The sequence below is a fragment of the Paenibacillus cremeus genome (assembly GCF_007786445.1).
GTDB classification, from domain to species: domain Bacteria; phylum Bacillota; class Bacilli; order Paenibacillales; family NBRC-103111; genus Paenibacillus_G; species Paenibacillus_G cremeus.
Map to the genome: position 1 here is coordinate 23,827 of NZ_VNJI01000001.1, position 13,108 is coordinate 36,934.

The window sequence follows — 13,108 nt, forward strand, 5'->3', positions numbered from 1 at the left end:
TCATACAACTTTGATATGAAGGAGTACACTCGTTTTGAAAAAGAAGCACCTGCTGACCTTATCGTTACTACTTACTTTAGCGGCCGCCGATGCGCAGGCCGTGTCGGCTCAAGTGTCCGTATCAGGCTCTACGATCCATATGCTGTTTAAAGACCAGCTGCAGCAGGCTGAGGTGAACGGCTCGACAGCTGCCCTTGAAGCACCGGCGCGTATTGTGGACGGCAGCTTCTATATCCCGCTCAAATGGGCGGCGGAGCAGCTTGGGCTCAAGCCAACCTGGGACGCTCAGCGCAGCACAGTCGGACTTGCCGCACCAAGAGCCTACCTCGAATGGGATTTGGCTCAGGGGCAGGCCTCCGTCAACGGGGCTGCGGTTCCGCTAGCGGAGACATCGCTCATCGACCACGACACCCTGCTAGTCAAACTAAGCTGGATTGCTCCATTGCTGGACGTGACCTACACCTTTCAGCCGAATCCCGCACGTGTTGAGCTGACGTACCTTCAGAAAACCCGCTCGTCCTATCCGGAATCGTCCGCCTCCGAAGATACGCAGGCGCCGAATTCGCGGCCGGCCGCGCTTTTTGCGACGGATAAATCGGTCTACCGGATCGGCGAGCCCATCCATTACATAGATTTAAGCTATGATCCCGACGCCGAGGGCTTGCCCAAGATTCAATGGACCGGCAAAGAAGATGCGTTCTTCCAGCCGGGAGAGTATCCCGTAACGCTTCAGGTAGCGGACGGCAGCGGTGCTTGGAGCCTTCCCTACACGCGGATTATTAAAGTATCGAACAGCGTGCTGCTGACAGCCGCCGAATATCCGTGGTATTGGAAGCCGGCTGGGACGCTGATCAAGGCCGACTCCGATAGCTGGAAGCGTCTGCTGTCCAGTGCACAGGAGCTGAAGCCGCAGGCCGTACCGATCGAGCGGAAGCGGATCGTCAGCGGCGACAATGCCGTCATTAAAGACAAAGGACTTGTGCTGAAGGATACGGTCGAGGGCAAAGCCCGCATCGCATCCCATCATATTAATGGACTGTCGGAAACGGTCCAATTCGCCTCGGTCATCTCCAACCCGGATCCGGCCCGCACGTTGACGGTGCATATTACCCGCAAGGGCAAGGCGCAGCCGACGCTGCTTCACCGGACGACGGCGGAGCAAGCGGTGACCGATTTCTTGGCGCAGCCGCTGGGTGATGACGCCATCGACGTGAAGCCGGGCAAATCCGTCACGCTGGAGCAGACCACCCTGGAGCCAGGGCAGGGCTTCGCCAGCCTTCAAGAGCTGGAGACCGACGGCAAGGCGGAGATCGGCTTTGTCGTCGTGGGTGCGAAGGAGGAGCTGAAGCCGCTGGCTTCCTATGAGGACAAAAGCAAGGGCAGCACTTCAGCTGCGGCGCGTGCCTCGGACGTGCGGCTGGACATTGACGCGGATGCCCGCAGCTTGACGGGCTTGGCGCAGTGGACGATGGGGGACGCTGCCGGCTCTACCGATCTGGGAGCGATCTATTCGCTCCACCTGTACCACCCGCAAAAAGCGGCGATTGCGCTGCGGCCGCAAGGTGGCTACATGAATGGTACGCTCAAAGTGAACGGAGCCATGGTCTCTCTCCCGTCGGGAGGCTTGACGGAGCAGGACGGCGCACTTCTGGTGTACCGGGCGATCGGCGCGGAGTCACAAGTCGATATCGACTGGATGCCGGCTCCCGGAAGTACAAGCCCTGTGCAGTGGATTGTATATCCTTTAGATGAGAAAAAGTTGAAATAGCACCCTTTTAACCCGAAAGCGAAAGGACTTATCCATACATGCTTACAATTCGCCAATTGTTTATGACCGTGGGCGCTGCGGTTTGCGCGTTAGGAACTCTGATGACAGCGGGGACGGCGCTAGCGGCTGTTCCGGAGCATACTCAGATCCTTGTGTATCCCGGCAGCACGTCGACCTATATTAATGGAGTGAAGCAGGAGTCCCAGACCGCCGTGCTCGAGCGGGGCGGACGCTACTATTTGCCAGTGTCGGAGCTGACGGCCTGGTTCGGCGTTCCGGTGAAGTGGCAGGAGGCCAAGGGAGCGGTGCAGCTCACTACGCCGAGCGCTTTTCTTGAATTTACACTGGCGGCGGGGACGCTGCAGATTAACGGCGGCGAGAGCCGGGCTTGGGACAAGAACGTCCTGCTGCAAAATGACCGGCTATACGTAGAGCTCTCCTGGCTCAAACAGTTTATCTCCTATCAAGCCAAAGCAGATCAGGAGCTGAAGCGCGTGGAGCTGGACTACCTCAAGTCGGGGGACAGCGCGCTGTTTCACAACGATGCGATGCCGAACGTGAAGCCGGTTGCCAAATTTACCGTGGATAAAGACTCGTACCGGATCGGGGAGCCGATTCATTACACGGATTTGAGCTACGATCCGAAAGGAACCGAGCTGAAGGACATCAACTGGACGGGCAATGCGGGGGTGATTTTTACCCCAGGCTTGTACAAGGTGTCGCTGGAGGTGAAGGACAGTCTTGGGAATGTGAGCGATACGTTCTCCCGCAACATCCTCGTCAAGGATGAGCCGTACTTGGATCCGTTCGAGTATAAGGTCTACTACGAGCCGGTGGGCACGTATGTCAAAGAGGAGGAAAGCGATCTCCGCAAATATTTGCGCGGCATTCCCCAGCTGAAAAAGGATGAGAGCAAGCCGACGGACCGGCCGCTCATCGTCAGCGACAGCCCGGAGACGTTCAAGGGGAAGGGCTATTTGTACCAGGAAAAGGTGAACGGCAAAGCGCGTCTGTACGCAGATCATGTGAACGGGACGGACCGCAAAATGAAATTCGCCATCGTCGTGCGCAACCCGTACCCAGACCGCTCGGTGACGATCAAGACGACCAATCAAGGGGAAGTGTACCCGTCCATCTACGCCAACTTGATCGGGAACGAGGCGACCATCGGCTTTTTGCAAAATGAGAATGCCGGCATGTCGGACTCGATGGTGCTGGGTCCATACGAATCGGCCTATTATAAAGTGATGCCGGACTTTTACCCGGGTCAAGGGATGAACGTGCTCTATGATGTGGAAACGGATGGGGATGCGTATTTCTCGTTCGTGGCGATGGAGCAGGGGGATACGCTGAAGGACATCGGTGGGTATCCGAGACTGCCGTACAGCGGCAATGTGCGGGGGACGTTCAGCGTCTCCGCAGTGACATGGGACGTGTATGCGTCGGACCTGACGAAGCCTTCCAGCTTCGCCATCGGGGACGGGACGAGCGATAAGTTCGTGACGGGGGCCGATTTCTTGACACTGGAGCCGTCGCTCAACTTAGGCAACTACGGCGTGGTCTACAAGATTCACATCGATAAGCCGAGCAAAATGGCGTTGCTCGTTCTTCCGCGCGGCGGCGTTTTCAAAGGGCCGTTTCTGGTCAATGGGCGCATCGTCCAAACCCCGCCGTCCGGCGTGATGATGGACTATCAAGGCTATACGATCATTGCCCGCACGGACGGGACGGAGCCATCGCTGGACATCGACTTCTCTCCGGCGGCTGGTTCGGCGTTCCCGATCGATGTGATTTTGTACCCGTTGAACCGCAAGTAAATAGCTGCTGGCTGCAGTAAAGGGCGCCGCTCAAGGTTCCCCCCGTTGTTTGGGGGAACCTTTTTTTTGACCGCTGGCGGCGTGAAAGTGGCGCGGACCGGCCCCAAGAGAGGTAAATATCCCTCACTTTGGGCGGGCAATTTTACTTTCTCTGCCCCGCTGCGGCTCCGCCAAACTCCAGCGCCGCGCCCTCCCGATACTGCTTCGGCGTCACGCCCGTGATGCGGCGGAATACCCGGCAAAAATACGAGAAGTTCGGGATGCCCACGCGGGTGCCGACCTGCTCCACGGAGAGGGCTTCCGTGTTCAGCAGCCAGCACGCCTGACGGATGCGCCGGGCAATGACATAATCGGTGATGCTGCTGCCGGTCTCCGCACGGAACAGATGGGAGACGTGATGCTTGGACAGGTGAAGCTCTTGGGCCAGCTCGTTCAAATCAAACGGCTCGGTGTAATGCTCCTCCAGCCACTGCAGCATTTTCTCCGTATGGCGTTCAGAGCGGGGGACACCTTGAAATGAGCCGTCCCCATCCTCATACTTCGATTGCAAATACTCGTACAGCTGGACGATGCCCAGTGCTGCGCCTTCCAATTGCTCACCGCCATACGGTCCGAACACCCGGTGATGAAGCCGTTCAAAAATGGAGTTTAAATAAGCCGAATCACCGCCAACCTGCATCACCTGGTTCGAGAGCTCATCCTTCCACATATGCTCGAAGAATCGCAGCAGCGCCGGGAACATCCGGAAAAAAGGGACGAAGTCGGCCGGCTCGAACGTGATCACCGAGCGTTCATAAGGGCTCTGAGCACTGACGTCGAAATGGATCCGATGCAGCTGGAACGGCTGGAGAAAAAACAAGCACCCCGGCTCCAAAGCGTACATTTGCCGGTTGAGCACCAAGTGGCCTTTGCCCCGGTGAACGAAAAGAATTTCGATGCCCCGATGATAATGATAAAAGCCGGGAAAATGATCTGTGGTGAGGTCCCGGTGCTTCAGATTAAACGGACGGTCCTTCAGAATATTATCGGATAACGGCAAAACGTCCACCTCCGCCCAACGAATACGAATTTACAGCAATACAGTACTATTTTTTCACAATTCCCTCTCACTGTGCAACGAAAATCTTTATTACAATTACAGTAACGGATCGAAAATGGCACTGTATTACGATCAGGTGAACGAGGGGGAATCACGATGACGCTGCATGAGTATGTGACGGACGCCGAATTCACGGATGTGCTGGACGGGGTTAAGGATCTATTGAAGGAAACGTATCACATTACAGACCGTGAAGCGGATTCGGTCCTTCGGGCAAGCCGCGATAAAGCGGAAGCCTACGTTCAGGACTATACACCGTACCTGAAAGCCATCAAGGAAATTCGGCATGCGTTAAGAGAGACGCTCGACACCCAGTTCGAGCAGGCGGTGGACCCGGAGCAGGAGCTGCGAATCCGCATGAGCAACGATGCCGCCGTATGGGTGACCTTCGAGTGCATCCGGCGCTTTTGCAAAAATTCGGTTTTAAACCTATAATGGGCAGGGTAGTGGAAAAATCGCAGAGGAGCCCTGTCATGATCGATCATATTGTACTTGTAAAATTCGCTGAAACCACAACGCAAGAGCAGCTGTCGGAGGTAGTAACCCGATTCAAAGCGCTTAAGCCTCACCTCAATGGAGTAGTGGATATCCAAGCGGGCCTGAACTTTTCCGACAAAAATCAAGGCTACCAAATCGTGCTCAGCGTTCGCTTCGAGGACCGGGCCGCACTGGCAGCGTATGGACCGAACCCAGAGCATCAAGCCGTTGCTGCTTACATCCGGGAAGTGGGCCGGGTTGACAGCATCGTTGTAGATATCGAAATCTAAGCGGGGAATACCCAATGGAAACAACGACAGCGAAAGCAGCCGAAATTGCGGAGTGGATGGTCAAGGAAGTGAAATTCCGAGGCATCCTGTACCAGACCGAAGTCATCGATCACATTCTAGCCAACTACGGCGAGGCCTATATTTATGTGAACGAGAATGGCAACCAGTCGATCGATAAAGAAGTGAAGAAGCGGTTTAAAAAGCTGCACGGCGGCAAGGCCGCATGGGATCGGGACGGCTTCTTTTGGGGCTGGACGTAACACTGAGGCACTTGCAATAAACAGAATCAAACAGGCTGCCGAATCATCACGATGATCGGCAGCCTATTCAGCATGCTTTGAAACTACACCAATTGCACCGGCTGGCCCTGCTTGACGGACTCGTAGCCCGCTAAGGCGACCTCCGCCGAGCGCAGGCCATCCAGGCCGGAGATCGGTACAGGCTGCTCCGAGATCAGCGCCTGCACGAATGCTTGGATCATGTAATGATCCATATCGTCGCCCCAAAAGCTCCAGACGCCTTTACCTGTGGCATCGCTGTACACTTCATTGTTTTGCGCGAAGGCATCGACGAAGATATTGCCTTTGGTTCCGACAATCTGCATCGTTACGTCGCCCCAAGTTGGAAACGATTTCGGGCGTGACCAGCTCGTATCCAGCACCCCGAATACGCCGTTCTCGAACCGGACGTGAATCATGCCGGCATCGTCCACCTGGAGCTCCTCGTGGAACAGGGTGGCGGCGTAGGCGTACACCTCCGTCACCTTCGATCCGGTGAACCAGTTCATCAAATCCATCACATGGACCGTGTGATCGAGCAGCGCACCGCCGCCGGATAAGCTCGGCTCAACGAACCATCTTCCCGGCATCGAGCCGCGGTTCGTCCCTTTGATGGCGACGATGTCGCCGATGTCGCCTCGCTCGACCGCTTGCTTCGCACCGGCCACGGAGGCCAGATAGCGGCAAGGGAATGCCGTCATGAGCTGGACACCGTTCGCTTCGCACGCTTCGATCATCCGTTTCATTTCGTCCACGGAGATACCCAGTGGCTTTTCGCAGATCACATGCTTGCCCGCCTGGGCAGCGGCAATGACGTGCTCCGCATGCTTGGCATTTTCCGAGCAGATGGCGACGGCATCGATATCCGCTTGGAGCAGCTCGCGATAGTCGTCGAACAGGCGAAGGCCGCGGTTCGCCGCTACCGTTTCCACACGGCTGCGTTCTTCATCCGCTATGCCGACCACCTCGACCTCGGGCATCGCCAGAAAAGCGTTCAAATACGAATGCGCATGCCCATGGGCGAAGCTAATCAAGCCTACTTTTAATGTTTTCATAGCGATCCTACCTCCTGTGCGGCTTGCCCTATGAGGACGGCCTTGCCGGTTCGAGCCGATTCCACCGCCGCCAGAGCGATTTCCAGCGCTTTATAAGCATCCTCCGCCGTGACGATCGGCTGCCGTCCTTCGCGGATGCAATCGATAAAGTGAAGCATCTCTAAATCATACGGACTTTGGTGACCTGGGCTTTGCGGAATCTCAACGAAGGGACTTTTGCCGGACGTCGTTTCCTTCTTGCGAATTTGCAAGGACGAAGAACGCGCGCTGTCGGCACGAATGACGCCGCCGCTTCCGGCTAGCTCCGCCGCAGTCGTGAAGGACCCAGGATAGCCCCAATGCGCTTCCAGGTTGGCAACGGCGCCGCTCTCAAACACCAGCGTTGCCGTCGCATAGTCCATCTGGGGGCTGGTCGCGCGCTGGCAGTACACGGATCGGACCTCACCGGCCGCCCAGCGGAAGAAGTCGATGTCGTGAATCATGAGGTCGACAATGACGCCGCCGCTTTTGTCCTCCTCCGCGAACCATCTTTGAGGATGTCCGCCAATCCGCTTGGCATGGGCTACACCGAGCTTGCCGATCCGGCCGCGGTCCAGCTGCGACTTCATCTGCGCATACTCCGGGAAGAAGCGGACGACATGCCCGACATACAGCTGAACGCCGTTCATCCTGCAGGCCGCGATCATCGCCCTGGCATCGGCCAGATTCAGTGCAATCGGCTTCTCGCTGATGACATGCTTGCCAGCCTCTGCGGCTTCAATGGCAAAGGCTTTATGCAAATAGCTCGGAGTAGCGACGCTGACGACTTCACAGCCGCTTTGCTCCAGCATCTCGCGATAGGTGGCGTATACGGTCGCCCCAACGCGATCCGCGATCCGCTGCGCATTTTCTTCTACGATATCATAGACACCTACGATCGTTACACCGGGCATTTTGGCGTAGCAATTCGCGTGCACGCCGCCGAGTCCTCCGCAGCCGACAATGGCTACTTTCATATCTATCCCTCATCTCCGAATGTTGTATAATAGTGATAGGAGCAACTCCGTCGGTTTGGAAGCGTCCGTCGGACTTGCTCCTAGGTTTACAATACCGTCCGACGGCGAAGTAGGGTATGCCGTGATTTGCTCAATTACTATCCAAATTTGCCGCTCAGCCAGAGCCTTGATTGGGAGAACCGCTATGAACCTGAATATTTTTAAAGAACCGATTCATTACCCTAATCCGCTGCTGCATCTGAAGGTATGGGAGTTTACGGCAAATGGCAAGCCTGCGCGCCATCATCCAGCCAGCATGAAATGGCATTATCATAAGGAAGTTGAGTTCATTTATGTCCGATCCGGCATTCACAGCGTGCATACGCTGAACCATAACTATATTCTGCATCCGGGCGATATTTTCGTGATCGGCGCCTCCCAGCTGCATTCGCCGAGCAAATTCAGTGAAGAGGACCTGACGTACATCGTGCTTCACGTCGATCTGCAGCCTTATTTCGATCCGCTCATGATGATGTATTACCCTCATTTTTCCGAGGTGCGTCATCCGCTGGAGGCGTTCAATGCGATGTTTCAAGAGGACGAGCGTCTTCGAGCGGAAGTGGCGGGCTGCATCCTTCGCATCCATGAGGAGATGATGGAGCAGCGGAAGGGGTATGAGATTGCGGCGAGTATTTTGATCCGTCAAATTTTTCTGGCCATGCTGCGCGGGGATGCGTTGGAGCTGCTGAAGGCGGGCGATTCGGAGGGGGCCATGCTGCTGCAGCCGGTGCTGGAGCATGTGGAGCGGCATCTGAGCGAGAAGATCGAGATGGAAGAGGTCAGCGAGCTGGCGAACATGAGCTACTCGTATTTCTCGAAGTTTTTCAAGAAAACGATCGGCTTCACGTTCACCGAATACGTCAACCGGCAGCGAATCATCCGGGCGGAGCAGCTGCTGCTGACCACGACGCAGACGATCACCGACATTGCCGAAGCGATCGGCATTGAGAATATGGCCCATTTTTACGAGCTGTTCAAACGGTATAACGGGTGCACCCCGAAGCAGTTTTTGCTGAAAATGAAAGGGTAGGTACAAGAAAAAATAGAGCTGGACTCCACAACCGCAATGTGGGATCCGGCTCTATTTATTTGAACACCTGCTGCTCGCGGGGCACCGAGCCCGCAGAAACCGCGAAAGCGCAGAGCATGATGCATTTCACCTACGGGATCGACCCGGAAATCGCCATGTCTTATCATATCTCCGGCGAAGTGTTATACTGGTGGTTCAATAGTGACGGCTGACATGCGAATAGGGGACTGGACTCGCAGGAAGTAGACGCTTGGGGACGCTGGAACGGCTGGATACTGAGCCGAGCCTGGTTCGGTCAAGCCTGGATTCAAGAGAAGACATAAGTGAAGGAGCTAATAACCATGACATCCGTTTCCGTTTGGCGCAGGAGTATGACGACTCTTGTAATGGGGAGTGTGCTTTCGTTCGGATTATTCGGACTGTTCGGGCTTGGTACCCAGCCAGTTCATGCTAAAGCGCCGGATGAGCAGCTCATTTGCATCGATCCCGGCCATCAGCGGTACGGGAATAACGGGTTAGAGCCTGTGGCACCGGGGGCGAAGGAGCGCAAGCCGAAGGTCTCGTCCGGTACGGCCGGAGTGAAAACCAAGAAGCCGGAATATGTGCTGACGCTCGAAGCTTCCCGGCTGCTGAAGGATAAGCTGGAAAGCTACGGCTACCGCGTGGTGATGGTCCGCGATTCCCACGATGTCGATATTACCAACATTGAGCGGGCGCAAATGTGCAACGACGCGCAGGCGGACCTGGCGGTCCGGATTCATGCGGACGGCGACGCTTCGCCGAAGACGCAGGGCATTTCACTGCTGTACCCTGCGCCGGGCAGGGACACAGAGTCGCTTGTCGCACCGAGCAAGGAGGCGGCGGAGCTGATTCTACGCGAGGCTGTTGCGGCTACGGGAGCGGTCTCGAGAGGCGTGGTTCCGCGCTCCGACCTGACCGGCTTCAATTGGTCGACGGTGCCGTCGGTGCTGGTGGAGATGGGTTTTATGACCAATCCGGCGGAGGATGCGAAGCTGTCGGATCCGGAGTATTTGAACGCCATGACCGAAGGGATCGCGAACGGCATTAATGCAGCTTTGGCGGCGCGGGTGGACGCTCCGGTAGTGGAAGAGTCTTCGCGGGTGTTTTTACCGGCGGGCAGTGCACAGCTGTATGATCTGTCGGGTGACGGACGGATGCTTCGTACGAAAGCTGCGCTGTCTCCACAGGTACTCCAAGTTTCCGCGGTGATGGGGTCTTGGGGAAGAGTGAGCACGTGGATGGGCGAGCGATGGGTTTACCTCGGACACGCCCTGAGCCCGGTTCAAGCGGTAAACAAGCAAGTGGAGCTTGCGGATAACACGCCGCTCTATCGGAGTCCCCATGACGCTGAACCGTTGGCCCGGCTCACAGCTCAGCGGGTCGGTGCGTTGGAGCAGTGGAACGAGTGGTTTTTGATCGATACGTGGATGGGGCCGCTGTGGATCACGCCGTCCAAGTAAAAAGTAGAAGCTTACGGCTGCCGTTCTGGGAGAGCGGGCCGTAAGCTTTTACATTTTTTAGTGATGCGCTTGCGTCGGAGTCAGCCGCTTCTGGGCTCGCTGCTCGGCGAGCAAGTGCAGCATCTGCTGCTGAACGGGCAGGAGGTGCGGGGCGGCATAGGCCGGATGCGCGAGATTATGAATCTCCAGCGGATCGTCGGTCAGGTTATACAGCTCGTATTCGTCGGGGAGCGGGACCGTTTTTATCGATTGCGTAATCGATCCTCCAGTACGCTCTACGATTACATCCCTAACGCCCGGTACGCTCCAGAAGTCCGGGTTGTCAAAATACCGGGAAAGCTTCCACGTTTCCTCTCGGCCATTTCTGGATAGTGTTGCGATCACTGTTTCAATATGGTTTGGTTGAACAACGGCCTTATACGGCACCCCGATCGGGCTGATCTGGTGCTGCCCCCGCGTGACATCGTCCTCGGTCATAAAATACAAGGGGGCCTTCAACACGGATGCGCTATTGGCAGGCGATGGATCAGTAACCACGCTGGCTAGATTACGACCGACGAGCGGATGCACCTCGCAAAATTTGCTCCTGAGCCGGTTCTGGACGTGCTCCACATCGATGTTGGCCAGCCCGAGCATGGTCGGGAGTAGGTCGACGTGGCTGGTTAGACCATGCACAGTTTGTGGCTGTGGAAACAGCCTTCGGTTGTGAATGATGAAGGGCACGTGCAGCATTTCCTCGTAGGCGCAGTAAAATTTTTGGTGCAGACGGCTGTGGGAGCCTAACAAATCGCCATGATCCGAGGTGAAGATGACAATCGTATTGTCGTAGAACGACGAGCGGGTGAGTGCTTCGAACACTTTGTGCATCTGCTCATCGGCGAGCTGCTGCAGCTTGTAGTACAGCCTGCGATAAAACGGTTCGTTCGTAATCGGCTGCAGCGCCAGCGGGTAGGTATTCCGGTAGCTGGCCTGGCAGCGCGGCTTGGTCGTCAGCGGCTCATTGATCGTAGGAGGCGGAGGAACGAAGGGCACGGCATCAGCCTCAAAATGAAATGCTGGAATGCGTTCGGTCAAATCCCCGTACAGCACAATATCGTGCGGGTTCAGGAAGGACGCGACGATGAGCCAAGGGGCAGCGTGCGGATCGCTTCCTTGCGAGGCATCGAGCGCTTCGATGAGCTGCACCGCTTCCGAGGCGTAGACCACGTCTCTGCCGCTTACGCCCACGGAGGCGGAGGACGCGGAATTGCGCGGGTTTCTCCCGTGGGGCTCCGGTCCGACCCAGCCGGAAAAGCCGTAGCTCTCCAGCGGGTCCGCATCGAGGTACAGCCGCTCCTTGGCCGGGTCCGGCACGCCGCTCAGTGGATTATAGCTGGGCACATCTTTATGCGTACCGGGGACGACAATGTCCTCGTAGGAAATGTGCCATTTTCCCTTGTAATACGTCTGGTAGCCCGCTTCGCGAAAATAATTACCCATCGTCGGCACCGTATTCCGATTCAGCCAAAACATATTCGAATCGAACGCAAGCTTTGCGATGCCGTCCGTTTGGCTGACGCCGTGCAGCGAGGGATATTGGCCGGTGAACACCGTAGCTCGGCTGGGGCAGCAGGCAGTGCTCCCGATGTAATGCCGGTGGAACTCCAGGCCATGCTGTCTCAGCAGCTTATGAGCAGCGAGATGGGTTTGGCGCCATTCCCGGAGCTCTTCCGTTTCGTAGACCGGCGGGTACCGTTCTTCATCCACGAGCAGCACGAGGAAATTGGGTCTATCAGGCAGCCGGGAAGCCGCAGAGGTATCATTCATGCGTCGCACATCCTATAGTAAGATTCTCTTCTTAACATATGCGGCGCAGTTACATATCATATTACCTTCCCTTCTCCCCCTTAGCAGCGTAAAACAGCTTTTTATATTGATAAGGACTGATGCCCGTATTCGCTTTAAACAATTGGCAGAAATAAGAGGCATTCGAGATGCCGACAGCTTCGCCGATTTCTTTGACCGATAGCTCCTCTGTTTTTAGCAGCCAGCAGGCCTGCTGAATTCGCCGGGCTGTCAAATACTCCGTAATGCTGCTTCCGACGGATTTGCGGAACAGCTTGGAGACGTAGACCGAGGACAAATGCACCGCCTTGGCCAGCGCTTCGAGCTCAAACGACTGCATGTAGTGGTGATCGATCCACTGAATGATCCGTTCCACCGCCGGCATGTGCTCCGAGGTGAACGCGAGCTTATTTTCCATCCGTGGCTTAAGTAACGTAAGAATCGAGATGAGCATCCAAGCCCTTTGCTCCAACCGCTCGCTCTCCTGCGCTTCGGCAATCCGGCGCTGACCGAATCGGCACAGTTGACCGAATTCGCCAGCGTCCAGCGTGACCACCTGCTTCCACTTTTTATCGGTTACCAGGTGATGAAACAGCTCCCGCAAGCTAGGGAAGGCAGCTAAGTATTTGTCCAAGACGTAGGGCTCAAAAACGAATAAGGATCGGATATACGGCGCGTCAGGCCCGGTGAACATTTGAATCCGGTGCAGCTGAAACGGACGAATAATAAGCAGGGACCCCGGCTGCAGGGGATAAATGCTGCGGTCCAACACAACCTGCCCGCAGCCCTCATGGATATAGAGCATCTCCATCCCTTGGTGAGCATGGTACACTTCCTTGAAGTTGGCCGTCCGATCCTCGTGGAAACGAAGAATCATCAGCTGCTCGTTGAGGTTCAAGTAATTGAGCACTTTCATCGCAAGCCCTCCTCTTACCCTAACATTTATATAGCTAAT

The 13,108-nt window shown here is 56.1% G+C and carries 12 protein-coding genes; 7 read left to right on the forward strand and 5 right to left on the reverse strand.

Annotated elements, in window-relative coordinates; all coding sequences use genetic code 11:
* Positions 1-34: 34 nt before the first annotated feature.
* Positions 35-1,768: a stalk domain-containing protein gene (locus FPZ49_RS00105; RefSeq protein WP_144842318.1), complete on the forward strand. Its 1,734-nt coding sequence runs from the start codon at positions 35-37 to the stop codon at positions 1,766-1,768.
* 38 nt (positions 1,769-1,806) lie between these two features.
* On the forward strand, positions 1,807-3,585 hold the full coding sequence (locus FPZ49_RS00110) for a stalk domain-containing protein (RefSeq protein ID WP_144842319.1): 1,779 nt from the start codon (positions 1,807-1,809) through the stop codon (positions 3,583-3,585).
* Positions 3,586-3,727: 142 nt separating this feature from the next.
* Here FPZ49_RS00110 and FPZ49_RS00115 read toward each other — a convergent pair whose 3' ends face one another.
* The gene (locus FPZ49_RS00115) at positions 3,728-4,624 is read right to left on the reverse strand and encodes an AraC family transcriptional regulator (protein ID WP_144842320.1); all 897 of its coding nucleotides are present in this window, start codon (positions 4,622-4,624) and stop codon (positions 3,728-3,730) included.
* A gap of 156 nt (positions 4,625-4,780) precedes the next feature.
* Between FPZ49_RS00115 and FPZ49_RS00120 the strand changes: the two genes are divergently transcribed.
* The 3 genes from FPZ49_RS00120 to FPZ49_RS00130 are packed head-to-tail and all read left to right on the forward strand — an operon-like array spanning position 4,781 to position 5,711.
* Positions 4,781-5,119 (forward strand): hypothetical protein, encoded by a 339-nt coding sequence (locus FPZ49_RS00120; RefSeq protein WP_144842321.1) that lies wholly within the window; start codon positions 4,781-4,783, stop codon positions 5,117-5,119.
* A gap of 38 nt (positions 5,120-5,157) precedes the next feature.
* Positions 5,158-5,451, forward strand: a complete 294-nt coding sequence (locus tag FPZ49_RS00125) for a Dabb family protein (protein WP_144842322.1) — start codon at positions 5,158-5,160, stop codon at positions 5,449-5,451.
* A 14-nt stretch (positions 5,452-5,465) separates the two neighbouring features.
* Positions 5,466-5,711: a DUF6953 family protein gene (locus FPZ49_RS00130; RefSeq protein ID WP_144842323.1), complete on the forward strand. Its 246-nt coding sequence runs from the start codon at positions 5,466-5,468 to the stop codon at positions 5,709-5,711.
* An 83-nt stretch (positions 5,712-5,794) separates the two neighbouring features.
* Here the strand turns inward: FPZ49_RS00130 and FPZ49_RS00135 are convergent, their stop codons facing one another.
* A complete protein-coding gene (locus FPZ49_RS00135; protein WP_144842324.1) occupies positions 5,795-6,784 on the reverse strand; it encodes a Gfo/Idh/MocA family protein in 990 nt (329 codons plus the stop codon).
* The gene (locus tag FPZ49_RS00140) at positions 6,781-7,779 is read right to left on the reverse strand and encodes a Gfo/Idh/MocA family protein (protein ID WP_144842325.1); all 999 of its coding nucleotides are present in this window, start codon (positions 7,777-7,779) and stop codon (positions 6,781-6,783) included. The genes FPZ49_RS00135 and FPZ49_RS00140 overlap by 4 nt, the downstream gene beginning before the upstream one ends.
* A gap of 184 nt (positions 7,780-7,963) precedes the next feature.
* Here FPZ49_RS00140 and FPZ49_RS00145 point away from each other — a divergent pair, with 184 nt between their 5' ends.
* Together FPZ49_RS00145 and FPZ49_RS00150 are read left to right on the forward strand one after the other, a co-directional pair.
* On the forward strand, positions 7,964-8,848 hold the full coding sequence (locus FPZ49_RS00145; RefSeq protein WP_144842326.1) for a helix-turn-helix transcriptional regulator: 885 nt from the start codon (positions 7,964-7,966) through the stop codon (positions 8,846-8,848).
* 341 nt (positions 8,849-9,189) lie between these two features.
* A complete protein-coding gene (locus FPZ49_RS00150; RefSeq protein WP_261381172.1) occupies positions 9,190-10,329 on the forward strand; it encodes an N-acetylmuramoyl-L-alanine amidase in 1,140 nt (379 codons plus the stop codon).
* A gap of 57 nt (positions 10,330-10,386) precedes the next feature.
* Here FPZ49_RS00150 and FPZ49_RS00155 read toward each other — a convergent pair whose 3' ends face one another.
* Positions 10,387-12,135, reverse strand: a complete 1,749-nt coding sequence (locus FPZ49_RS00155) for a sulfatase-like hydrolase/transferase (protein WP_144842327.1) — start codon at positions 12,133-12,135, stop codon at positions 10,387-10,389.
* A gap of 61 nt (positions 12,136-12,196) precedes the next feature.
* Positions 12,197-13,069, reverse strand: a complete 873-nt coding sequence (locus FPZ49_RS00160) for an AraC family transcriptional regulator (RefSeq protein ID WP_144842328.1) — start codon at positions 13,067-13,069, stop codon at positions 12,197-12,199.
* Between the last annotated feature and the right edge of the window lie 39 nt (positions 13,070-13,108).

Coding starts and splice junctions, on each gene's coding strand:
- FPZ49_RS00140 (WP_144842325.1), bottom strand. CDS start 7,779: ATGAAAGTAGCCATTGTCGGCTGCGGAGGACTCGGCGGCGTGCACGCG.
- FPZ49_RS00130 (WP_144842323.1), top strand. CDS start 5,466: ATGGAAACAACGACAGCGAAAGCAGCCGAAATTGCGGAGTGGATGGTC.
- FPZ49_RS00125 (WP_144842322.1), top strand. CDS start 5,158: ATGATCGATCATATTGTACTTGTAAAATTCGCTGAAACCACAACGCAA.
- FPZ49_RS00155 (WP_144842327.1), bottom strand. CDS start 12,135: ATGAATGATACCTCTGCGGCTTCCCGGCTGCCTGATAGACCCAATTTC.
- FPZ49_RS00110 (WP_144842319.1), top strand. CDS start 1,807: ATGCTTACAATTCGCCAATTGTTTATGACCGTGGGCGCTGCGGTTTGC.
- FPZ49_RS00145 (WP_144842326.1), top strand. CDS start 7,964: ATGAACCTGAATATTTTTAAAGAACCGATTCATTACCCTAATCCGCTG.
- FPZ49_RS00135 (WP_144842324.1), bottom strand. CDS start 6,784: ATGAAAACATTAAAAGTAGGCTTGATTAGCTTCGCCCATGGGCATGCG.
- FPZ49_RS00160 (WP_144842328.1), bottom strand. CDS start 13,069: ATGAAAGTGCTCAATTACTTGAACCTCAACGAGCAGCTGATGATTCTT.
- FPZ49_RS00150 (WP_261381172.1), top strand. CDS start 9,190: ATGACATCCGTTTCCGTTTGGCGCAGGAGTATGACGACTCTTGTAATG.
- FPZ49_RS00120 (WP_144842321.1), top strand. CDS start 4,781: ATGACGCTGCATGAGTATGTGACGGACGCCGAATTCACGGATGTGCTG.